The organism is Thermodesulfomicrobium thermophilum DSM 16697 (genome assembly GCF_059568695.1).
Map to the genome: position 1 here is coordinate 52,366 of NZ_JCANTW010000018.1, position 22,304 is coordinate 74,669.

General features: G+C 62.1%; 26 protein-coding genes. 11 read left to right on the plus strand and 15 right to left on the minus strand.

Annotated features, from left to right (window positions below):
• Positions 1-156 precede the first annotated feature (156 nt).
• The 4 genes from BR00_RS11045 to BR00_RS11060 all read left to right on the plus strand — a co-directional run bounded on the left by BR00_RS11045 (position 157) and on the right by BR00_RS11060 (position 3,547).
• Positions 157-1,248 carry a PAS domain-containing protein gene (locus BR00_RS11045; RefSeq protein ID WP_496477655.1) on the plus strand — a complete coding sequence of 364 codons (1,092 nt, stop codon included), beginning with the start codon at positions 157-159 and terminating at the stop codon, positions 1,246-1,248.
• Positions 1,221-2,639, plus strand: coding sequence for a phospholipase D-like domain-containing protein (locus BR00_RS11050; RefSeq protein ID WP_496477656.1), 1,419 nt, complete (start codon positions 1,221-1,223; stop codon positions 2,637-2,639). The genes BR00_RS11045 and BR00_RS11050 overlap by 28 nt, the downstream gene beginning before the upstream one ends.
• A 79-nt stretch (positions 2,640-2,718) precedes the next feature.
• Complete coding sequence (locus BR00_RS11055; RefSeq protein WP_496477657.1) at positions 2,719-2,904, plus strand: hypothetical protein; 186 nt, start codon at positions 2,719-2,721, stop codon at positions 2,902-2,904.
• Positions 2,905-3,229: 325 nt separating this feature from the next.
• The gene (locus BR00_RS11060) at positions 3,230-3,547 is read left to right on the plus strand and encodes a TusE/DsrC/DsvC family sulfur relay protein (protein WP_281751691.1); all 318 of its coding nucleotides are present in this window, start codon (positions 3,230-3,232) and stop codon (positions 3,545-3,547) included.
• Between the two features lie 64 nt (positions 3,548-3,611).
• Here BR00_RS11060 and malQ read toward each other — a convergent pair whose 3' ends face one another.
• The 7 genes from malQ to BR00_RS11095 form a co-directional block, all read right to left on the minus strand.
• A complete protein-coding gene (gene malQ, locus BR00_RS11065) occupies positions 3,612-5,132 on the minus strand; it encodes a 4-alpha-glucanotransferase (protein ID WP_496477658.1) in 1,521 nt (506 codons plus the stop codon).
• 10 nt (positions 5,133-5,142) lie between these two features.
• Positions 5,143-7,047 (minus strand): 1,4-alpha-glucan branching protein GlgB, encoded by a 1,905-nt coding sequence (glgB, locus tag BR00_RS11070; protein ID WP_496477659.1) that lies wholly within the window; start codon positions 7,045-7,047, stop codon positions 5,143-5,145.
• Positions 7,048-7,168: 121 nt separating this feature from the next.
• Positions 7,169-7,312 carry a hypothetical protein gene (locus tag BR00_RS11075; RefSeq protein ID WP_496477660.1) on the minus strand — a complete coding sequence of 48 codons (144 nt, stop codon included), beginning with the start codon at positions 7,310-7,312 and terminating at the stop codon, positions 7,169-7,171.
• A 57-nt stretch (positions 7,313-7,369) separates the two neighbouring features.
• Complete coding sequence (locus BR00_RS11080) at positions 7,370-8,449, minus strand: CofH family radical SAM protein (RefSeq protein ID WP_496477661.1); 1,080 nt, start codon at positions 8,447-8,449, stop codon at positions 7,370-7,372.
• Between the two features lie 72 nt (positions 8,450-8,521).
• The gene (locus BR00_RS11085; RefSeq protein WP_496477662.1) at positions 8,522-10,246 is read right to left on the minus strand and encodes a 30S ribosomal protein S1; all 1,725 of its coding nucleotides are present in this window, start codon (positions 10,244-10,246) and stop codon (positions 8,522-8,524) included.
• Between the two features lie 87 nt (positions 10,247-10,333).
• The gene (gene rimO, locus BR00_RS11090; RefSeq protein ID WP_496477732.1) at positions 10,334-11,683 is read right to left on the minus strand and encodes a 30S ribosomal protein S12 methylthiotransferase RimO; all 1,350 of its coding nucleotides are present in this window, start codon (positions 11,681-11,683) and stop codon (positions 10,334-10,336) included.
• Positions 11,680-12,699 carry an elongator complex protein 3 gene (locus BR00_RS11095; protein ID WP_496477663.1) on the minus strand — a complete coding sequence of 340 codons (1,020 nt, stop codon included), beginning with the start codon at positions 12,697-12,699 and terminating at the stop codon, positions 11,680-11,682. The genes rimO and BR00_RS11095 overlap by 4 nt, the downstream gene beginning before the upstream one ends.
• Before the next feature lie 74 nt (positions 12,700-12,773).
• Between BR00_RS11095 and BR00_RS11100 the strand changes: the two genes are divergently transcribed.
• Positions 12,774-13,061: an HU family DNA-binding protein gene (locus BR00_RS11100; protein ID WP_281751678.1), complete on the plus strand. Its 288-nt coding sequence runs from the start codon at positions 12,774-12,776 to the stop codon at positions 13,059-13,061.
• Here the strand turns inward: BR00_RS11100 and BR00_RS11105 are convergent.
• The 8 genes from BR00_RS11105 to BR00_RS11140 form a co-directional block, all read right to left on the minus strand.
• Positions 13,048-13,767: a septal ring lytic transglycosylase RlpA family protein gene (locus tag BR00_RS11105; protein WP_496477664.1), complete on the minus strand. Its 720-nt coding sequence runs from the start codon at positions 13,765-13,767 to the stop codon at positions 13,048-13,050. The two genes, BR00_RS11100 and BR00_RS11105, sit on opposite strands and share 14 nt — an antisense overlap.
• Positions 13,764-14,354 (minus strand): hypothetical protein, encoded by a 591-nt coding sequence (locus BR00_RS11110; RefSeq protein WP_496477665.1) that lies wholly within the window; start codon positions 14,352-14,354, stop codon positions 13,764-13,766. The genes BR00_RS11105 and BR00_RS11110 overlap by 4 nt, the downstream gene beginning before the upstream one ends.
• A 155-nt stretch (positions 14,355-14,509) precedes the next feature.
• The gene (locus BR00_RS11115; protein WP_496477666.1) at positions 14,510-15,571 is read right to left on the minus strand and encodes a 4Fe-4S binding protein; all 1,062 of its coding nucleotides are present in this window, start codon (positions 15,569-15,571) and stop codon (positions 14,510-14,512) included.
• Positions 15,572-15,647: 76 nt separating this feature from the next.
• Positions 15,648-16,427, minus strand: coding sequence for a prolipoprotein diacylglyceryl transferase (gene lgt, locus BR00_RS11120; protein WP_496477667.1), 780 nt, complete (start codon positions 16,425-16,427; stop codon positions 15,648-15,650).
• Between the two features lie 7 nt (positions 16,428-16,434).
• The gene (locus BR00_RS11125; RefSeq protein WP_496477668.1) at positions 16,435-16,809 is read right to left on the minus strand and encodes a putative zinc-binding protein; all 375 of its coding nucleotides are present in this window, start codon (positions 16,807-16,809) and stop codon (positions 16,435-16,437) included.
• Entirely contained in the window at positions 16,802-17,053 is a 252-nt protein-coding gene (locus BR00_RS11130) for a thioredoxin family protein (RefSeq protein WP_496477669.1), read from the minus strand. Before BR00_RS11130 ends, BR00_RS11125 begins: the two co-directional genes overlap by 8 nt.
• Positions 17,054-17,097: 44 nt before the next feature.
• On the minus strand, positions 17,098-18,399 hold the full coding sequence (locus BR00_RS11135; RefSeq protein WP_496477670.1) for a permease: 1,302 nt from the start codon (positions 18,397-18,399) through the stop codon (positions 17,098-17,100).
• The gene (locus BR00_RS11140) at positions 18,386-18,736 is read right to left on the minus strand and encodes an ArsR/SmtB family transcription factor (RefSeq protein ID WP_496477671.1); all 351 of its coding nucleotides are present in this window, start codon (positions 18,734-18,736) and stop codon (positions 18,386-18,388) included. Before BR00_RS11140 ends, BR00_RS11135 begins: the two co-directional genes overlap by 14 nt.
• Before the next feature lie 141 nt (positions 18,737-18,877).
• Here BR00_RS11140 and BR00_RS11145 point away from each other — a divergent pair, with 141 nt between their 5' ends.
• The 6 genes from BR00_RS11145 (at position 18,878) to BR00_RS11170 (ending at position 22,300) form a co-directional block, all read left to right on the plus strand.
• On the plus strand, positions 18,878-19,279 hold the full coding sequence (locus tag BR00_RS11145; protein WP_496477672.1) for a thioredoxin family protein: 402 nt from the start codon (positions 18,878-18,880) through the stop codon (positions 19,277-19,279).
• Complete coding sequence (locus BR00_RS11150) at positions 19,279-19,983, plus strand: cytochrome c biogenesis CcdA family protein (RefSeq protein WP_496477673.1); 705 nt, start codon at positions 19,279-19,281, stop codon at positions 19,981-19,983. The genes BR00_RS11145 and BR00_RS11150 overlap by 1 nt, the downstream gene beginning before the upstream one ends.
• A gap of 221 nt (positions 19,984-20,204) precedes the next feature.
• The gene (locus BR00_RS11155; RefSeq protein WP_496477733.1) at positions 20,205-20,312 is read left to right on the plus strand and encodes a 4Fe-4S binding protein; all 108 of its coding nucleotides are present in this window, start codon (positions 20,205-20,207) and stop codon (positions 20,310-20,312) included.
• 123 nt (positions 20,313-20,435) lie between these two features.
• Positions 20,436-20,861: a 4Fe-4S dicluster domain-containing protein gene (locus BR00_RS11160; protein WP_496477674.1), complete on the plus strand. Its 426-nt coding sequence runs from the start codon at positions 20,436-20,438 to the stop codon at positions 20,859-20,861.
• Positions 20,862-20,873: 12 nt separating this feature from the next.
• Positions 20,874-21,998: an NrfD/PsrC family molybdoenzyme membrane anchor subunit gene (gene nrfD, locus BR00_RS11165; protein WP_496477675.1), complete on the plus strand. Its 1,125-nt coding sequence runs from the start codon at positions 20,874-20,876 to the stop codon at positions 21,996-21,998.
• A gap of 47 nt (positions 21,999-22,045) precedes the next feature.
• Complete coding sequence (locus tag BR00_RS11170; RefSeq protein WP_496477676.1) at positions 22,046-22,300, plus strand: hypothetical protein; 255 nt, start codon at positions 22,046-22,048, stop codon at positions 22,298-22,300.
• Positions 22,301-22,304: the final 4 nt, after the last annotated feature.

Below are 22,304 nucleotides of genomic sequence, written 5' to 3' on the forward strand. Positions count from 1 at the left end.
TTTGTTTCGATTTTCACAAAATACTGCTGGGGGGACCTTTGCTCCCGGAGGCGGGGGATGTCAACCCTTTTGTGATTTTTTTTATCAACCTCCCCAAAACACCGAGCATTGACCCCAGACGCGCTCCCGGCCTACACACCTCTCCCAGGAGGTCGCATGCCCAACCGTATCGATCTGGCCCAATTTGCGCAGATCAGGGAACGCTTACGCAGCATTCTCCACGCCATGAGCGAGGTCATCATCTCCCTCTCCCCGCAAGGAGAACTCCGGTACGTCACTCCTGCGGTGGAAGCGCTTTTCGGTATCCCCATGCGCGACGTCACCTCCATCGAGAATCTGTTCGCCCTCGTCCACCCGGAGGATCGGGAGGCCGTACGGCACTACTATGCCGCTGTCATGGACAACGAATTCGATGAGATGGAGTACCGCATCGTCACCCCTGCGGGCCAGACCAAATGGGTGCACGACGAGGGGCATACTGCGTATTGTCCAGACCAGATGGGGCAGCGCATCGACCACGTCCTGCGGGATGTCACGGCTCGACGCCAAGCCATGGACGCGCTCGCCAGCAGCGAAGCGCGCTACCGCGACTTCTTCCACTCCACCCATGACATGGCCTACTCGGTGCGTCCGGATGGGGTTTTTCTCGACATCAACGAAGCCGGAGCCCGCATGCTGGGATTCTGCAGCCGCGACGAGGCCCTGGGCGCCAACATCCGAGACTTTTACGAGGACCCCGCAGAGCGGGAGCGCATCCTTGCGGAAATCCAGGCGCACGGGGCCGTGCATGGCCGCCATGTGCGCATGAAGACCCGCGATGGCCGCATCATCGAAGTCGACCTCACCGCCCGCGCCAAACGCAACCCGCAGGGGGTCATCGTCAGCTACGAAGGCATCATAACCAATATTACCGAGCTGTTGGAAAACCAGCGGAACCAAGTCCTTCGCCAGACAGCGGGCAGTGTGTGCCACTACCTCAACACTCACCTCATGCAGATCCTCGCGGCCAAAGACGGCATCCTGGAAGAGATCGAATCCGCAGCCGATCCGGCCGCACTGCGTCAGGCCATCCGTGCGTATTGCCAAGATTTAGAAGCAGCCTGCGCCAAGATCACCGCCGTCACCCGGGCCTTCAACTCCGCCTTTTTGACCTACAAAGAAGAACCCTACCTGGACCATGCCATCATCGCCATTTTCGACTCCCTCAAATCCGAGGCAGCATGTCCGCCACCCAAATCCTCAGCCTAGCGCTCTTTGCCCTCCCGAGCCTTGCCTCCGCGGGGCACGCCCTCCTGACTAAGCGCGACTCCCGCTCTGCCCTGGGCTGGATCGCCGTATGCCTCACCTTTCCCCTTGCCGGCCCACTGCTCTACCTGCTCTTTGGCATCAACCGCATCCGCCGTAGCGCCCAGCGTATGCGCCAAGCGCGCGCCCATGGCCTCTTTCCCTATCCGGCGCATACCGATGGCGCCGGACTTCCCGACTCCGCGCTCCATCCCCGCCGCTTACGCCTGGCCCGCATCGGCTCTGCCCTCCTCGATACGCCGCTGGCCGGCGGCAATTGCGTCCAGATCCTGCACGACGGCGACGAGGCCTACCCCACCATGCTCGCAGCCATCGATCAGGCCGAACGCTGCGTGTATCTTGCCTCCTACATTTTTGCCGCAGACACCGTTGGGCGCCGTTTTGCGCAGTCCCTCCTCGACGCCCACCACCGCGGGGTTGACGTCCGGATCATCGTGGACGGTGTCGGGGAACTCTACGGCTGGCCCTCCATCCTCCCTATTTTTCAACGCCATGGAGTCCCGGCGATCCGCTTCCTCCCTCCGCGGATCTTGCCACCGGAAATCCACCTCAATCTGCGCAATCACCGCAAGATCCTCTTCGTGGACGGACATACCGCCTTCACCGGCGGCATGAACATCAGCGAGCGCAACGTGCGCCGTGACGGGCATCTCGCCATCACCGACGTCCACTTCCGCATCCAAGGACCAGCGGCACGCCAGCTGGGACACGCCTTTGTCCAGGACTGGTTCCTTGCCACCCAGGAACAGCTCACCCTTCCCCCGGCCACCCCCGACATGGTGGGAGACAGCGTCTGCCGGGCAGTGGCATCCGGCCCGGACCAAATCATGGACGTCCTCCTCGAGCTCTGGGCCGGTCTCTTGTGCGCAGCGCGCAAGCGCATCCGCATCATGACGCCATATTTCCTGCCCCCGCGGGAGATCTTCGGAGCACTGCACGCCGCCCGCTTGCGCGGTGTCGAGGTAGAAATCTTTCTCCCCGAACATTGCAACATCCCCTTCGTCGCCTGGGCAACGGCCCATGTCCTGGAAGGACTGCTCATGCGCGGAATCCAGTGCCACCTGGTCCCGGATCCCTTCTGCCACGCCAAACTCTTTCTCATCGACGACGATTACGCCCACGTGGGCTCGGCCAATTGGGACTGCCGCAGTCTGGCGCTCAACTTCGAATTGGGGCTGGAGATCTTCGACCCCGAAGTCTGCACCCGCCTCCATTGCCAGCTCGATACCATCCGCAGCCGCTGCCACCGGATCACCATGGAAGACATCCGCACCCGCCCCCTTCCGGTACGCATGCGTGACGCGCTTTTCTGGCTTTTTGGCCCCTACCTCTAAACGCCCGCAGGTTGACACCCCCACCCGAAAACTTCTAGGAGAGCTCATCCTTCGGAATCATTCTCCCGGCGAGGCGCATATGACCCCTTCCATCGCGTGCCCGCAATGCGGCCATGTGCAGGAATTCGAAAATCATCCGGACAACAACGCCGAACGCACCATGATTTGCAGCCGCTGCCAGGCGCAGTTCCAGGCCACCGAAGATATGGCCTGCGCCCAATGGGACCAATACTGTCAAGAAACTCCCCTGCCTGCAGAGGTCTAGCGCAGCCATGATTCTCGTGGTCACGAAATGTATGGAGTGCCCTTTTTGGCGTCAGGACGGAAATGAACGCATGTGTGTCATTGCCACGCCTCCCATGCGTCCCATCCTCACCGAAGAAACCGATCGGCCTTCATGGTGCAAGCTCCGCAAGGAACAAATCATTGTTCGGGACTTTCACGACTAACTGGCATGCGAAAGCCATCGCAACACAAGAACGCGACGCAGCTATTTTGCGTCATTGACAAGAAAAATCCTTCCCTCTAGGGAAGATGTGAGTACGTCCTTTTCCAAAGGAACCATCCGCAACATATCAAGGAGGATCGCTATGGCAACTGTGGAATTCAAAGGGAAAACGTTTGAAATTGACGAGGACGGCTTCCTGCTCAAGTTCGAGGACTGGTGCCCGGAGTGGGTGGAGTACGTGAAGGAGAGCGAAGGTATTTCTGAGCTCACCCCTGCTCACCAGGAAATCATCGACTTCCTGCAGGACTACTACAAAAAGAACGGCATTGCCCCCATGGTGCGGATCCTGTCCAAGTCCACGGGATACAAGCTGAAACAGATCTACGAGCTGTTCCCCTCTGGCCCGGGCAAAGGCGCCTGCAAAATGGCCGGCCTGCCCAAGCCCACTGGCTGCGTATAAGCACTCTGGCTTGACGCTCCGCAAACGCCCTGGTCTTCCCAGGGCGTTTGTTTTTGGGACGTCTTCAGGCCCCCCTCGCCTCCACGACGCGGCCGTAGAGCTGCGCAAGTTCGCGCATACGGGAAGCCAAGCGGGGTGAGCACGCATCGGCCGGAGCGCACCACGCCCAATTGCCGTACGCCATTCCAGGGGTATTGAAACGCGCCGCACTCCCCAGGCCGAGATAGTCCTGCAAAGGCACCACCGCCCAGCGCGCCCGACTCAGCAAGGCAAGGCGAATAAGGGCATCGCTCACCGTCTCCGCCTGCAGCGACCGGCCCCAATAGGCCTCCACATGGGCCCGCGCCTCTGGCCCGGCCTCGTGCTCCCACCATCCCCGCACGGTATTGTTGTCGTGCGTCCCGGTATAGGCCACGGCATGCTCGGGGATCTGGTGCGGCAGATACGGATTCTCCGCTCCACCGCCAAAAGCGAACTGGAGCACGCGCATCCCCGGAAGCCCGAGACTCTCCATGAGCTCGCGCACGTCTTCCGTGATCACGCCCAAGTCCTCGGCCACGAGCCAGAGGTCCGGCACCTGCGCCTGCACGGTATCAAAGAGCCGACGCCCAGGCCCCGGCACCCAGACCCCGTTTTCCGCCGTGGGCTCACCGGCCGGCACCTGCCAATAGGCGCAAAACCCCCGGAAGTGGTCCAAGCGGATGGCATGCACCCGTCGGCGTTCATGCGCCAAACGCTGCACCCACCACTCATAGCCCGTGCGCGCAAGGCGCTCCCAGTCGTAGACGGGATTTCCCCACATCTGACCCGTGGCACTGAAGTAGTCCGGAGGCGCGCCGGCGCTGAAAATGGGCCGCCCCTCGTGGTCGAGTTGGAAGATCTCCCTATGCGCCCAGACATCACAGCTATCCAGGCTCACATAAATAGGGACGTCTCCCAGCACCACGATCCCCAGACTTGCGGCGTACTCCAACACCTGGCGCCATTGCCGCGCGGCCAGGTACTGCACGAAGCGTTCCCGCTGGATCCAAAATCCCAGGCGTTGGCGGGCAGCCTCCACGGACTGGGGATGACGCAGACGAAGCGGCGTGTCCCATTGGTACCAGGGAGCACCCTGCGTCTGACGCTTGAGGGCCGCAAACACCGCCCAGTCTTCCAGCCACCCGGCATGCTCCTGGCAAAAGGCAAGAAAATCCCTATCCTCGGAAAGCTTCGGCCAAGCCGCATCATAAGCGGCGTCGAGCAAGGCCGTGCGCCAGGCCGCCTGGGCCGCGAAATCCACCCGCCCCTGTGCGAGAGGGGGTGGGGTACGCACATCCTGCGGCGAAAGCAGACCATCGCGCACCAAAAGGTGGGGAGAAATCAAAAGCGGATTCCAGGCAAAGGCCGAATAGCCGCTATAGGGCGAATTGCCGGCCCCGGTGTTGGTGGGGGCAAGGGGGAGGATCTGCCATATTCCTTGCCCTGCCTCGGCCAAAAAATCGAGAAACGCCCGCGTTCCCGGACCGAAATCCCCCATACCGCCTGGCCCAGGCAGGGCCGTCACATGCGCCAGGACCCCTGCTCGACGACGCCCATCCATCATACCCGCCTCCCTACATCGAGCCCCAATGCGGAGGACAGCAGTCCTCATGACACAAAAACACGGCCGCCAGCGGCGGCAAGGTCAAATGCACACCGTACGGAAATTCCCGCACCGGCCCCGTCCACGCCGTCACCGCCCCGGCATTGCCCAGGTTGGAGCCCCCATACCACGCGGCATCGGAGTTGAGCAGTTCCCGCCACACGCCCGGCCTGGGGACCCCCACGACGTATCCATGACGCGGCACCGGCGTGGCGTTGAGCACCACCAAAACCTCCCGGCCTTCCTTGTCGCGCCGGAAGAAACTCACCACGCTCTGCTCGGAATCGAAACAGTTTTCCCACTGAAATCCCGAAGAATCGAAATCCACCTGATGCAGCGCCGGAAGATCACGATACAAGCGATTCATATCGCGGACAAAATGCTGCACCCCGCTATGAAAGGGAAAATCCAACAATGCCCAGTCCAATTGCTCGTCATGGTTCCACTCCTTCCACTGTGCGATCTCCGCACCCATGAAGAGGAGTTTTTTCCCCGGCAAAGCGTACATATAGGCCAAAAGCAAACGCAATCCGGCCATCTTTTGCCAAATATCCCCAGGAAGCTTCCCTACAAGCGACCCTTTGCCGTGTACCACTTCGTCATGAGAGAGGGGCAAGACAAAATTTTCGGTAAATGCGTACCAAATGGCAAAGGTGAGTTGATTATGATGGTATTTGCGGAATATGGGATCCAAAGACATATACCGAAGGGTATCATGCATCCACCCCATATTCCACTTGAGACCGAATCCAAGGCCTCCAAGGTAAACCGGACGGGAGACCATCGGCCACGCCGTTGATTCTTCAGCTATGGTCTGTACGTCAGGAAATTCTCCATAGATCAACGTATTGAGCGTACGTAAAAACTGGATTGCTTCGAGGTTTTCCCTCCCCCCATAGCGATTGGGGACCCACTCGCCGGGTCTGCGCGAATAGTCCAAGTACAGCATGGAGGCCACACCATCCACCCGCAAACCATCGATGTGGTATTCCCGCAACCAATACAAGGCGTTGGACAAAAGAAACCCAGCCACTTCGTAGCGGCCATAGTTGAAAATGGCGCTTTTCCAGTCAGGATGAAATCCCTGGCGCGGATCGGCGTGCTCGTAGAGGGCGGTGCCGTCAAACCGCGCGAGCCCATGGGCATCGGTAGGGAAATGTCCAGGCACCCAATCGAGGATGACACCAATGCCTCGGCGGTGGAGATAATCCACCAAGTACATGAAATCTTGAGGCGTTCCATAACGGCTGGTGGGCGCGAAATACCCCGTGGCCTGATATCCCCAGGAGCCATAAAAAGGATGCTCCGCCACCGGTAAAAGCTCGACGTGGGTAAACCCCATGGATGCCACGTAGTCCGCCAGTTCGTGGGCCATCTCCCGGTAGGAGAGCCAGCGCCCCCCAGGGCCGCGCCGCCACGAACCCAGGTGCACCTCATAGATGGCCATGGGGGCGTCCAGGCCGTTGGCGCGGCGCCGAGACGCCATCCACTCCCCATCCTCCCAGGCATGTCCGGCCAAGGGCCAGAGGATGGAGGCCGTGGCCGGCGGCGTCTCGGCATGCACGGCACACGGGTCGGCCCGCAGCCCTTCGCCCCCAGGCCAGCAGACGCGATACTTATAGCGATGGCCTTGCCGGGCCTCGGGCACCCATCCTTCCCAAATGCCCGTGCCATCCGGGCGCAGAGAAAGAGGATGGGCCTCGCCGTGCCAGTGATTGAAATCCCCAACCGCAAACACCGCCGTGGCGTTGGGGGCCCATACGGCAAAGTGGGCGCCACTGCCGCCTTCCGCCAAATGTCCGCCTAAGAACTCGTAGAGCCGGGTGTGCCGCCCTTGCTTGAACAGGTAGACATCGAGCTCGGAAAAAGAACGCATAATCCTTCCATATTGATGATTGGAGATGATGTGTGTGGTGTACCTGGAGGCAAACGCAAGGGCAAGCGGCATAAAAAAAGGCGGCCGAAGCCGCCTTGAAATGCTGGAATAGGACTCGGAACTAGTGGTGCTCCAGGTGGCCGCCTTCCTTGATGCGGTACATGGCCGCCCACACGATAGTGGCCAAGTACACGAAGATCACCGTCACCCCGATAAACCCCGGCACAGTGCTGTGCAGCATGTTCGTCACCAATTCGCCGATCATATGCTCCTCCTCGTAGATATAGCCTTTGGCAAGCCAAAACCCAAGGTCGTCCAAAAGTCAAGATGTAAGGGGTTGAAATACGGTATTACGCTCCACCGGGACAAAACCGGCACTGCGAATCGTCTCGTGCAGCTCCTCCATGGTCAGGGCCTGCGGAGTCGCGGCGCCCGCGGCATGGCCGATGCGTTCGCCCAAAATGGTGCCGTCAAGATCGTCCGCCCCAGACCACAGCGCCAACTGCGCCATCTTGATCCCCATAAAGGCCCAATACGCCTTGATATGGGCGATGTTGTCGAGCACAAGACGCGAGACGGCCACCATGCGCAAGATGTCCTCCCCTGTCGGCCCGGGGACGCCAAGTCCGGTGTTCTTGGGCTGGTACGGCAGAGGAATGAAGCACACAAACCCCGGGGACTCATCCTCCAGAGCGCGCAAGGCGGCCAAATGCGCGATGCGCTCGTGCCAACCTTCCACATGGCCAAAGAGCATGGTGCAGTTGGTGGGCATGCCCATGCGGTGGGCCAGGGCGTGGATGGCCAACCAGCGCTCGGCGGCGATCTTCTCCGGGCAAAGTTTTTGCCGCATGCGGGAATCGAAGACTTCCGCCCCGCCGCCAGGCAGCACGTCCAGCCCGGCCTGGCGCAAAAGTTCCAGCACCGCTTCCTCGGTCATCTTCCAGGTGTCGGCAAAGTAGGCGATTTCCACCGCAGTGAAGGCCTTGAGCGTGGCTTCGGGCCGCAGCTTTTTGCACAGCCGTAACATCTCCAGGTAATATTCCTGCGGAAGTTCGGGATTGAGGCCGCCGACGATATGGATCTCCCGGACGGGCTCATGCAAGCGCTCCCGCAGACATTGGGCGATTTCCTCCAAGGAAAGCGTCTTCCCTGTCGGATCCCCCACCCGCTTGGAGTAGGCGCAAAAGCGACAGGCGTTGCGGCACACGTCAGTGTAGTTGATGTGCTGGTTGTAGACGAAATACGCGCGGTCTCCATGGCGGGCGCGGCGCTGGCGCAAGGCCGCTTCGCCGAGCTCATGCACCGAAGCGTGCTGGGCAAGCTCCAAGGCGAATTCCATGTCGATGCGTTCACCCGGTCGCAGCGCGCGCAAACGGCGCTGAGCCGCAGGGGAAAGCGACATACGTCCTCCCAAAATGCGAGGGGGCTGCGCCCAGGACGCAGCCCCCTCCTGGGTCATCACGGCATGACCAGATTATTCCTCGTCGCCAGACTCGGCGCTTTCCTCCAACTTCTGGCGGATCATATCTCCCACATTGATACCCGTGGAGCCACCCACCTGCGTGGAGCGGTACTCGGCACGGGGTTTGCGCTCTTCCTTGAGGGAAAGGCCCAAGCGGCGCTCGTCCGCGCTCACATGGATGACCTTGGCCTCGATGGTCTCGCCTTCCTTGAAGACATCCTTGGGGGTTTTGCCTTTCTTCTTGCTCATCTCGCTCACGTGCACCAGACCCTCGATGCCTTCCTCCACCTCCACGAACAGGCCAAAGTCCGTGATGTTGGTGATGGTACCCGTCACCGTGGTGCCCACGGGGTAGCGGGCAGGCACCGTGTACCACGGATCTTCCGTGAGCTGCTTGATGCCCAGGGTGAACTTTTCGTTGTCCTTGTCCACGGTGAGCACCTTGGCGCGCACGATGTCGCCCACATTGTAGAGCTCGCCGGGGTGACGGATCTTCTTGGTCCAGGAGAGATCCGAGACATGGATGAGGCCGTCGATGCCGTCCTCGATGCCGATAAAGAGACCGAACTCGGTGATATTCTTCACCGCAGCCTCCAGCACCGTGCCTTCGGGGTATTTTTCGGCCACCAAATCCCACGGATTGGGGTTCACCTGCTTCATACCCAGCGAGATGCGCTTGCGCTCCAAGTCCACGCCCAGGACCACCACGTCCACTTCGTCACCCACGCGCACCATCTGCGAGGGGTGCCGCAGCTTCCGGGTCCAGGACATCTCGGAGATGTGCACCAGGCCTTCCACGCCAGGCTCCAGCTCCACAAAGGCGCCGTAATCCACGAGGTTGGTGACCCGGCCCGAGAGCTTGGTGCCTTCGGGATATTTTTCCGCAATATTCTGCCACGGATCCGGCACCAGATGCTTGAGCCCCAGAGAAACCTTCTTTTCCTCCCGGTCGAAGCTCAACACCTTGAGCTCCAGCTCATCACCGATCTGCACCATCTCACGCGGGTGCTTCACCCGCTTCCAGGCCATGTCCGTGATGTGCAGCAGGCCGTCCAAGCCGCCCAGGTCGATGAAGGCGCCGTATTCGGTGATATTCTTCACCACGCCGCGCACGATCTGGCCTTCTTCCAAAGTGGAGAGCAGTTCCGCACGCTTGCGGTCACGCTCCTCTTCCAGGATGACGCGGCGGGACACGATGACATTGCTGCGCCGGCGGTTCACCTTGAGCACGCGGAACGGAAAATCGCCGTCCACCAAGGCGTCCATGTCCGGAACAGGACGCAAATCCACGTGCGAACCCGGCAAGAACGCCTCCAGGCCCTGGATGTCCACCACGTAGCCACCCTTGATGCGCCGCACGATCCGTCCCATGACGGTCTCGCCGCTTTCCAGCACGCGCTCCAGTTCGTCGAGCACCTGCATGCGCTTGGCCTTTTCCCGGGACAGCACGATGGTGCCTTCCCGTTCGCTCTTGCGCACCACATATACGTCCACCACATCGCCGACCTTCACGGCGATCTGGCCATTTTCCATAAATTCCGCGACAGGGATCTGTCCTTCCGATTTGAAATTGACGTCCACAAGCACCGCTGCGTCGTCAATCTTCACAACCTCGCCCTTGACGATGGTCCCCTCTTCGATCTCGCCGAAGTCGGAGTCGAGATAGTTTTCCAGCTGGGCTGCGAAATCCATCTCCATGGTTTCCTCGGGCTGGGTTGTGGTTGGTGTGGTGTGCATACGAGTTTACCCCCTAACAAAAAAAGAATTTCGTTTTCCCTAGCAAAGGCGCTCCTCCTTGACAAGCGCAAGACGGCGCCGCATTTTTCAGAGTCCATCCGCATCCATGGCCCTGAAATCGCATTCTTCTTCGCTCCCGACGTCCTCCGCCAAGGTCACGAGATCGTAATCATGCGTGGCGTCCACCCGGGCGCGCACCATGGCCCCGGGCTGTACTTGGGGGCCACTCACGTACGCCACCCCGTCCACCTCCGGGGCCTGGAACCAGGCCCGGCCTTCAAAAAGCCCAGGCCATTCGGCGCTCGGATGGTCCACAAGGATCTCCAACTCCTGATCCCGAAAACGGGCCAAATACCGACGGCTGATGCGCCGCTGCAAGGCCATGATCCGCCGCCTCCGGCTCTGGCGCACCCGCGGCGGCACCTGGTTTTCGAGGGCTGCAGCAGGCGTCCCCTCTTCCGGAGAAAAGGCAAACACCCCCACGTGCGTGAGCTCCGTTTCGGCCACAAACGATTCCAACGCCGCAAAATGCGCATCCGTCTCTCCGGGATAGCCCACGATGAGCGAAGTCCGCAGGGCGGCCTGGGGAAAATAGCGCCGCACCCGCTCCACCACGGCGCGCGGGTCTTGGGTGCGGAAAGGCCGGCCCATGGCCGCCAGAATCTCTGGATGGACGTGCTGGAACGGAATGTCGAAATATGGCAGCACCGGCGCCCCCAGGTCGCGCATGCCGGCCAAAAGCTCTTCCGTGAGCCCCGAGGGATAGAGATACATGAGCCGCAACCACGAGAGTCCCGGTATGCGCGCCAAGGCGTCGAGCAGCTGGGCCAGCCCTCGGCGCATGCCCAAATCCTGACCGTAGGCGGTCAGATCCTGGGCAACGAGTACGAGTTCCCGCCGTCCTGCGGCCACGCACGCCGAGGCCTCGGCCACCAATTCCTCCAGCGGACGGCTGCGCAGGCCCCCGCGAATGGACGGGATGGTGCAAAAACGACAGCGGTTGGAGCAGCCTTCCGCGACCTTCAGGTAGGCAAAACTGGGTGGCGTGCTCACCACGCGGCCATCGGCGGCGGGCTGCAGGCCAAAGTGGCGCAAAATACGCTCCGGCAATTGGCGCTGCCCGGCGATGTCCACCACGAGATCCACTTCAGGCAGTTCTTGCTGCACCACGTGCGCGCCGTAGCGGGCCACGAGACAGCCGGTCACCACCACGAGCGGGGGGGAGGCCGCCTCCTGGGCCACACGCACCATCTCCATGATGGTATCGAGAGATTCCTCCACCGCAGCCTGCAGAAATCCACAGGTATTGACCAGGAGCACCTGGGCCGCTTCCGGGGATTGGGCCGGCTGGTAGTGCGCACCAAGGCCGCCCAAAATCCGCTCGGTGTCCACACGGTTTTTGGGGCATCCCAAGCTCACCGTGGCGACACGTATCACGTCATCCATACTCGTATTCCTTCGTTGGCATCAAAAGTCACCCGCTGCGGGACGATCCCCAGGCGGGCAAAAACCGGGGCATTGGCACGGCCATGCCCCCAAAGATCCCCCTGCACCCAACGCGGGGCGATCATCCGTTCCACACGCCGCGCGCCCACGGCCCTCGTGAGCATCCGCGCCATGGCCACGGAGCGCGCCATATTGCCCAGCGCCGGATGCCACGGTCCTGCCTGCAGCAAAAATCCCGGCTGCGGGGCGAGCCCCACCCGAATGACCCGAATGCCGCGACGCCACAACCGGGGCAGGGCCTCGGCCACAAGCCCCACCGTGGCCTGAAGCTCCCACGGCTGGTAGCGGCCTTCGGCGTACAGCCGAGCAAGGGGAGTGCCCTCCACCACCACGCAAGGGTAGATACGCACGACCTTGGGCGCCGCAGCCAGCGTGCACTCCACATCCTCCAGCCAATGCGCCTGGGTATGCCCCGGAAGCCCCGGCAACAGCTGGATCCCCAACTCCAGCCCCGCATCGTGCACCATGCGGCAGGCCGCGTGCGCCTGCGCGCCCGTGTATCCCCGACCGCTTCGGCCAAGCACGGCGGAGTCGAAACTCTGCACCCCAAGTTCCACCAAGTCCACACCCCAACGCCGCAAGCGCCGCAGGAGCTGGGGCGACACGGCATCCGGCCGGGTGGAGAGGCGCACCTGCCCGCGTGCTCCCCAGGTATCCATATGCCGCAGCACGCATTCGAGGACCTGCCGCTGGAGAGCCTCCGGCAAGGCAGTGAAACTTCCTCCGTAAAGGCCGACACTGGCAGGCCCCTGGACGCGCGCAAGGGAACGCTCCACGCGGCCTAGGACATGGGCGTGCGACACCGGGCGCTGTCCGGTCTGGGCGGCCTGATGACAGTACAGACAGCGCCGCGGGCAGGCGGCGTAAGGAAGAAAGACGGGAACGAGCCGCAAAGGAGCAGGCCTCGGCGGGGCGGGAACCACCTGGAAGCGACAAAAATTTCCCATGAACTCCTTGCAATGTCTTTTCTTTTCCGCTACTCGACGGCAACCATCATGCCACCCGAGGAGGTCTTCATCCCATGCCCACCCTCACCAAAGCGGAAATCATCGACGCCATTTATGAAAAATCCCGCCGTCACCGGGCGGAGATCAAAGGCCACGTGGACACCCTCATCGAACTCATGAAGGAAGGGATCAAAAAAGACGGTGCCCTTTTGGTGAGTGGTTTCGGCAAATTCGACGCCTACGCCAAAAACCCGCGCCGCGGCCGCAACCCGCAGACCAACGAGGCCATCATCCTTCCGGGCCGCAAGGTGGTGGTGTTCCGCATCTCCCGCAAGCTCCGCGCGGAACTCAATCCGCAATGACAAAGCAGTCCGGGCTCTCCGGCAGGAAGCGCTCCCGCGCGGCCCGGGCTTGATCGAGCGTCGGGAAAGCGCCCACCTGCACCCGCCAGAAATGGACTCCGGCCACATCCCCCTCGGTCACCCGGGTGCCGGGATATCCGCGCGCCATCAAGCGATCGCGCAGGCGGTAGGCATTGTCGCGCACGGTAAACGCCCCATACTGCACATAAAACGGCCCCTGAAAATAGACCGGCCCCCCCAGGGCGCGCAGATGCACCCGGGCGGTCCCCGGTCCCACCACCCCAAGGGCGCGGGCAGCGCTATAGGAAAGGTCGATGACCCGGTTGCCCACAAAGGGCCCGCGATCATTGACCCGCACCTCGGCCCTGCGGCCGTTGTCGAGGTTGGTGACGAGCAGGCGCGTGTTCATGGGCAGGATACGATGCGCGGCGGTCATCTGGTACATGTCGTAGATCTCGCCGTTGGCCGTGCGCTTGCCGTGAAAATCCGGACCATACCACGAGGCGATCCCCACTTCCTCATAACCTTCCGCCGATTGGAGCGGGTAATAGGTTTGCCCCATAACCGTATAGGGCTTACCGGTACCGCCGTGCCCTTTGGATGTCGGCGGCGCGCTGCTTCCCGATGGCCACGAAGGCAGATAGCGGCCGCCGCACCCCACCGCAAAGAGCATCAGCGCCAAAGCCGCCCACACCACTTGCCTCATGACACCCACTCCACCACGAGGAGCACGCGCTCCACAAGGCGCCATCGCTGCACGCCTTGGGGCAACGGCTCGGTGCTCTCCGTCAGACGACAGGACGCGAGGTCCTCACTGCGGCTTTGGGCGTACGCGGCGAGGATGTCCCCTCCCACATGGACCCCACGGGCCAAAAGGGGCTGCGCGAGGTCCTGCGCCACAAAATTGAACGGCCGCACCGTCACGGTCCCGGCAGCCACCGCACGGGCGTGAAACGCCGTGGAGAGATCCGCGCGAAAACGCTTGAGAGGGCTTTGACGGCGCAGGGCAATCCCCGCCAAGCCCGGCATGGTGCCGCTCAAGGCGACCTCGTCCCCTGGGACCACCTGGATGGCTTCCCAGTCGTCCACCGCCACCCCGTTGAGAAACAGCCCGGGGACGCGGTGGGTGGCGTACTCCACATCCAAGCCGAGATCTTCCAAAAGAAAATCGCGTACGGACTTGGGGGCCCCAAGCCATACTCCCACTCCCTGCCGCAGCAGCCCAGCAAATGCGGGCGCCATGGCCACCGGGGCCTGTGCGCGAATGGTGAGCGTTTTTTCATCCTGAATCATGGGTGTCCTCCGTAGCGGTGCGTCAGACGCCCGGTAAGGGTTGCGCAAAGGCTCGCCAAAGGCAAGACCATAACGGCCCCAAACAACCGCCCTTCGCCTCTGGAGCATCAGCCGGCAAACGGAAGGCTTCGTGGAGCTGCGCCACGAGATGACCGCTACTGCGCCATGCCCCGCATATAGATCATGCGCAGCATGGCTTGCGGGATGGCGGCGTCCCAGTGGCCAGTCGCCTTGGCCCAGATCCAGGCCAGCAGCAACAAGCCCGCAGCCCCCAGCCCCGCCACCAACGGGGACACCCGGCGCGGCGGACACGCCACGGCCGAGGCGCCTCCCCCCTCTTCGGCGCGGCACAGCCCTTTGCCCCCGACGCACCCAAACAGGGCTGGGGCCAGGCAGCCGGGCACGGGACACGCCCCGATACACTGCATACATCCGATACATAGGGACGAATTCACGCGGACCTTCTTGGGGACGTCAATGGCGGCGGGGCAGACACGACGGCAGCGGCCGCAGGAGACGCAGCGCGCCTCGTCGCGCCAGACGGCCAGCGGAGAAAGCAGCGACACCAATCCAAGCAGTGCGCCGTAGGGGCACAAAAACCGGCACCAGAAGTTCCGCAGCACCAGCGAGGCCGCAACCAAGAGAGCCAGCACCGCGACTGCCGTGCCGGAGGGCGAAAGGAAGAAACGCATGAGTTTGGCATCGGAGACCATGTTGTAGGGCGAGAAGAGAAAGCTCTCCAACTGGTCTCCGGGCATGCGCACCACGGTCATCAGGAAAAAGCCGAGCAGCACGTACTTGGGCACCCCCATCAGGCGTTCTGCCAGCCGAGGAAGGTCCCGGCTGATGCCGAAGGCCCGGCCCACTTGCGCCAGCCAATGGGACACGAAGCCCACGGGACAGACATAGCCGCAAAATCCCTTACGAAAGAGCAGGGCCATGAGCAGCGCGCTGATAAAGATGGTCAGGCCGGCGGGGTGGACGTTGTCCCACAGCCCGGTAGTCAGCAGGCGGCGGAAGCCGAGCAGCGCACTGATGGGCAAAAAGGCCTCCACCCCGGCGGGGCGGGGCGAGAACTGATCCGACGCGCCGAGCGCCCAAGCCAGGAAGCGGAAAAACCGCCAACCGACCCCCAGCGATAGCAAGGCGAAGACGGCCTGAAGCGTACGGCGGAAGGCCTCGGGCGAGGGGCGTAAGCGAAAGAAATGCAGAGACATGTGGACTCCTTCCACAACGTGCCGGGGGAGGACTCCTTGCGAAGAAGACGGGAGCGAGGTTCCCCCACGGGGCAGGTCACCGCGCCCGCCGCTCCTGCACGCCCTGCGGCCACAGCACAAGCCCCAGCCCCACCAGCACAAAGGGGATGCTCAAAAGCTGCCCCGTAGTCCACGTCCCGGTTGCGTCCAGCGCGGCCTGGGGCATCTTCACGGTTTCCCAGACCATGCGCAGGCCAAAGACCAAAAGCAAAAAGAGCCCCAAAAGCCGCTCCCGCCACCATGGACGCCGGTAGAGCACGGCCAGAAGAACGCCGATCCCCAGATAGGTGACGGCCTCGTAAAGCTGTACCGGATGACGGGCAACCCCATCCACCCGGGCGAACACCACAGCCCACGGCACGGTGGCAGGCTTGCCCAAGATTTCGGAATTGCAGAAATTTCCCAGCCGGATGCACGCGCCGCCCACCGCCGCGGGCAGAGGCAGCCGCCGCAGGACCCAACCCACATCCACGCCCGGATCACGCAGGCGGGCAGCCCACACCCCCGCCACCAGCCCCACGGCGCCGCCATGGCTCGCCAGGCCGCCCTCCCAAATTTTGAGGATCTCCCACGGGTGCGCCAAGTACCACTCTGGCTCGTAGAACAGGCAATGCCCCAAGCGGGCGCCCACCACCGTGCCCACTACGGCGAACGTAAACAGCCGCTCCAAAGGGGCGGGATCCCGCCCCTCGGCGCGACTCATGGCGACCATCATGTGGTACCCTGCCACAAAGGCGAAGGCGAACAGGAGCCCGTACCAACGGACGGCCACAGGGCCCACTTCCAATGCCACGGGATCCATGTTCCACACAAACATACCGGCCTCAACACCCCATGCGGGCAACGGCCGCGTCCATCACCGCGGCCACGTTGGCTTCGGTGACCGGGCTCTCGCCTTTGCGAAAGCCAAGATCCTGCAGCTGGACATGCACCATGGAGGAAAACCCCGCCTCTTCCAGGGTCTTCCTGGCGCACTCCAAGGGACAGCCGTCGATCACGAGGATTTTGTCCGCGGCCTGAGTAGTGGCCACGATACCGCTCACCCGGCCGCCGACGCCCGCCAGGCAATACATGCGGCCCGTGCCCTGCCGCGTGAGGGCACGAGCCGCGGCATCAGCGAGGCCCCCCACATCGGCCGCGCCGGAGCAGGCAAAGATCAAGGTCGGCGCCCCCTGACAGGAACATTGGCAGCTAGACACTTTTCGCCTCCTTGGCCAAAACCGTCTTCATCTCCTCCAGGCTCGGCACCTTGCCCACCATGAGGACCTTGCCATCCACCGCCAAGCCCGGAGTCATCATCACCCCAAAGGACATGATCTTGTTGATGTCCGTGATTTTCTCCAGCTCATAGGCCAATCCCAGGGCGTCCGCCGCCGCCTTGGCGGTCTCCGCCAGCTTGGTACATTTGGGGCATCCGGTGCCGAGAATCTGAATGTGCGTCATTTCCGTTCCTCCTTCCCGCTCATGTGTCTATGCCTCTGGATTCATCACGTCCAGAGGAGTCCAAAAGCCCACCCCGAAACCGTGGCCATGACCACGACCAGGCACACGAAGACCAACGTCTTGCGCGCCCCCATGATGCTGCCGATGACGAGCATATTGGGCAGGCTCAACGCCGGCCCGGCCAACAGCAGACTCAAGGCCGGGCCCTTGCCCATGCCCGCGCCAATGAGGCCTTGGACGATGGGCACCTCGGTGAGGGTGGCGAAGTACATGAACGCCCCCACGAACGAGGCGAAGAAATTGGCCATCAGGGAGTTTCCGCCCACGAAGCCGGCCACCCACGAAGAAGGGATGATCCCCTCATGGCCGACGCGGCCCAAGAGAAAGCCCGCCACGAGCACTCCGCCCAAAAGCAAAGGGAGAATCTGCTTGGCAAACGTCCACGAGGTGGAAAACCACTGCCCGCTCTCGCCGGGGTCCACGCTGGTCATCCACGACAACCCCACCACGCCCACCGTGAACGCGGCCACCGGCTCCTGGGGAAAGGCCACTGCCGTCAGGGCTGTGGCCAAAGCGGTGAGCCCCACCTTCCACGCCGGAAGCCGCAGCCACAACACCAGCACCACGGCCAGTCCCGCAGCCGCCACGCTGGAGAGCCACCACTTGGCGGCGAAGATAGCGGCCCACAGCCCCGCATGCTCCTGCGGCCGCCCCCAATTGGCGAATACCAAAACAGCCACCATGAGGGCAAAATAGATGGCGGTCTGCCACAAGGGCCGCGCGGGCTCCTCATCGGAGGCCACAGGCTGCATGGCCAGACGCTCCCCTTCTTCCTTGCGGAAGAAAAATCCCATCAACAGACCGATGACAAGGCTGAACACCACGGCCCCCACGGCGCGGGCAATACCCAGTTCCGGGCCCAAAATGCGGGCGGTGAGCACGATGGCGAGCACATTGATGGCAGGCCCGGAATAGAGAAAGGCACACGCCGGCCCAAGCCCGGCGCCCATGCGGTAGATGCCGGCGAAAAGCGGCAGCACCGTACACGAGCACACCGCCAAAATCGTCCCCGACACCGAAGCCACGCCGTACGCGAGCACCTTCTTGGCCCCAGCGCCCAGATAGCGCATCACCGCAGCCTGACTCACAAAAACGCCAATGGCGCCCGCGATGAAAAAGGCCGGGACCAAGCACAAGAGCACATGCTCCTGGGCATACCACTTCACCAGATGGAAGGCCTCGAGCACCGCGGCATCAAAACGCGGCACGCCCACCGGCAAATACCAACAGACGACGAACGCCCCCACCATGGCGACCAAAATCTTCCATTCTTCACGCCAGTTCATGGCAATCCTCCTTCGCCGTCGCACAGGCGGCGCATGTCCCGGCCGCAGCCGGATGGTCCAACACCTGATCCACACAACGGAAAAATCCCGTCACACACGGCACCCGCAAACGGTAGAACACCTGTTTGCCGCGACGCTCGTCCTCCACCAGCCCTGCGCGTTTCAGTACCGCCAGATGCTTGGATATCGTAGAAAAATCCACACCGACCGCCTCCACGAACTGGCACACGCACACCTCGCCCTGGGCGAGCTGATCCACCATCCACAGCCGGGTGGGATGGGCCAAGGCCTTCAAAATCTCCGCACGCCGCTGGTACAACTCGGCTTGTTCCTGCATGACGACCTCCAACGTTTGGCAATTTGGCCAAATAATGCGCTGCGCCTCGGCTGTCAATGCCCACCAAGCACCTTGACCCGCAAATCTTTTGGCCATACCGACAAACATCTACATCCCCCGAAACCCTTCATGGAGGTATCTATGCGGCACAAGGTCCAACGTGGAATATGGCTTTTCGTGGTCGTCGGGATGGCGCTCTTCGCGAGCGGGCCGAAGGCAGGGGCCGCATCATCCCTGTCCGGGGATCCGGTGCCGGTGCCCGCGCCCGGCATGGTGACGGTCCTCGATCTGGGCGCCAAAAGCTGCATTCCCTGCAAAATGATGGCCCCGGTGCTCGAAAACCTCGCGCGCAAGTACGAGGGCAAGGCCGCCATCGTGTTCATCGATGTCTGGCAGCACCCGGAGCAGACCGAGCGATTCGGCATTCGGGCCATCCCCACCCAGATCTTCTACGACGCCTCCGGCAAGGAGATCATGCGCCACGAAGGGTTCTTCTCCCAAGAATCCATCGAAAAGGTCCTCGCCCGGCTGGGAGTCCAATAATGGATTCCCTGCTCATGACCATTGCCTCCTGGATGGAGACCGGCAGTCTCCTGGCCGTGGGCGGGGCCTTTGCCTGGGGCATGGTGAGCGTTCTCTTGAGCCCATGCCACCTGGCTTCCATTCCATTGATCGTGGGCTACGTGGCCGGCCAAGAACGCTTGGTGGAAGGGCGTCAGGCCATGTTCTACGCAGGGCTCTTCACCCTGGGGCTCTTCACCACCATTGCGGCCCTGGGGGTGATCTGCGCCGCCTTGGGCCAAATGCTTGGGGCGGTGAGCCCCTACTGGGGCATAGCGATGGGGCTGGTGCTCCTGTGGGTGGCCCTGGACATGCTCGGCCTTGCCCGCTGCTCCCTGCACGGAGGGCTCCTGGGCCGTCTACGGCTGCGCGGTCCCTTCGGCGCGCTTATCCTGGGCCTTGCCTATGGCGTGCTCTCCGGAAGTTGCACCTTTGGGTTCATCGCCCCGATACTCGCCATCATCACCGTGCAGGGGCAGGTCGCCCAAGGCACGCTGCTCATCCTTGCCTTTGGCCTCGGCCACTGCCTGCCCATAGCCGTGGCCGGCAGTTGCACCGCCTGGATCCGCCGCCTGGTGGCAAACGCCCGCTGGCAACGAGGCAGCACCGCATTCCGCCGTCTGGCTGGCGTGGGCATCGCCGCCCTGGGCCTCTTTTTCCTGCTTTCCCCGTGGCGCGGGCAGTAGCCATGAGCTGTTTGGCAATCACTTTATTCTTCAATCACTACTGACCTTTTCGCTCTCCTTTATTAGCCACGAACCATAGCTTCGCATCACACCTTTTTTCGTCCGTGCTCCTTAAGGAGGCACCTATGTTTCAGCCCGCCCTGCCAACGGAAGATCCTCTCATCACCATACACCGAGATCTTGCCCGCACGCGACAGGATAAAATTCCTGCAGCATGGGGTATGGTCATCGACCTCGCCAAATGCATCGGATGTCACGCATGCACCATTGCATGCGTAACAGAAAACAACATTCCGCCTGGAGTCGTGTATCGTCCTGTCATTGAGTAAGAAATCGGCACATATCCACATGTGGCGGGCCGATTTCTTTCTCGAACGTGCATACATTGCCAAAATCCTCCATGTGTACCGGTCTGTCCGGTTCATGCAACATAGAAAGACGATGAAGGAGCAGTGGTTGTTGATTATGAAAAATGCATCGGATGCCGATTCTGTCTCAAAGCATGTCCCTATGGAGCGCGCACCTCTGATTTTGGCGAAGCCTACTCCACGGGGACCCCAGAGTTGGCAGGGGTCTTGGTGAATCGAAGCCAAATGGAGCGAGGGTACGCCAAGCGCACTGCCCCGGAATACGACAAAGATTGGGGAGACCGCCGACGCGCCTCGCCCGTGGGCAATGCCCGCAAGTGTCACTTCTGTCTCCACCGCGTCCACAATGGTCAGCTTCCTTCCTGTGTCACCTCGTGCGTGGGTCGAGCCACCTTCTTCGGCAACCTCAACGACCCGCAGTCCATGGTGCACCGTCTGGTCGGCTCTGCGCGGGTCATGCGCCTCAAAGAGCACCTCGGCACCCAACCCCACGTGTTCTACCTCACCTAAAGGAGGGCTCCCATGACCACTGCAACCGCTCCCAACAGGCTCGTTCTCGGCGTCGCCATCCTTGGGCTTATCCTCGGCGCATGGGGCGTCCTGGAGGCCCTGCTCTACGGGACACACGCCACCGGTTTGACCTCCTTCCTCCCATGGGGGCTTGGAGTCGCCCTCTATCTCACTTTTCTCGGGTTTTCCGCTGGAGGTCTTCCTTTAGCCTTGGCAACAACGGTGTTCGGCAAACACGATTATGAGCCGCTCTCGGGCATGGTGGCGTGGACCGTGGTGGTGACGGAACTTTGCGCCGGCTTGGCCATTGCCTTGGACCTGGGGCACATGGAGCGCATGTACCGCTTCCTCACCGCACCGGCCCTCACCTCGCCCATGGCGTGGATGTTCGTTTTCTTCAACGCCCTCCTTGGAGTTTACCTGCTCAAGATTTGGGCCATCCACAAAAACGATGCCAGGCTCGTGCGCCTGTTCACCTTCGCAAGCATCCCCATCGCCATCCTCTTTTACACCACCAATGGATACATCTTTGGCATGCTTACCTATCTGCCCATTTGGGGCGGCCCCATGGAGCCCTTGTACTTCGTGGTGGCGGCCCTCATGGCGGGCACCGCGCTCATGTGCTTTCTGGCCTGGGCCTTTGGGTATGCCGAACGCCTGGTCATGGGAGTAGGCTACGGCGTCCTGACCCTGGTCATCCTCTTTGCGCTTCTCGAACTCCTCATGGGGCTGACCGTGCTCCAGTCTGGCGACACGGCCAACCATCAGGCGCTCCAGGCCATCCTCTCCGGAACCAACGGGTGGGTGTTCTGGGGCCTCCACGTCGGACTGGGGATCGTTGTCCCTATCGTCTGCATCCTTTTCCGGCGAACGGCACGGGCCGCAGCCTGGGGAAGCCTCAGCGTCATGGTCTCATTCCTCGCCACCCGCTGGGTCTTCGTGGTCCCACCGCAAAGCGTGGCGCCACTTCCGGGTCTCGACCAAGCCTTCATCCAAGAACGCTTGGCCCTCCACACCACCCCGCAGTTGGGAGAATGGCTGGTGGTGGTTTTTGTCGCGTCCCTGGCCCTCCTTGCCCTTTCCCTGGGTCCCCGACTGCTTCCTGCCCTTTTCCGTCACGGAGGTTCCCATGTCTGAGATGTCCCCACTGCACCATCCACCGCGATTTCCTCAAGACCTGCGCCTTGCTGGGCGGCGTTGCCGCTGCGAGCAGTGCCGCCGGCGTCTTGCTCGATGACGCCGCCGAGGCCACATCCATTCCCGAACAAGGGGCATACACCCTGCTGCGACCCGAACATCAAATTCGTTCCGTATGCCAGCAATGCAACACCCAATGCGGCATCACGGTCAAAATCCATCAAGGGCGGGTGGCCAAGATCGATGGCAATCCATACAATCCCTGGAACCTCTGCCCTCAAATCCCTATTCCACGCCCCTGACCGA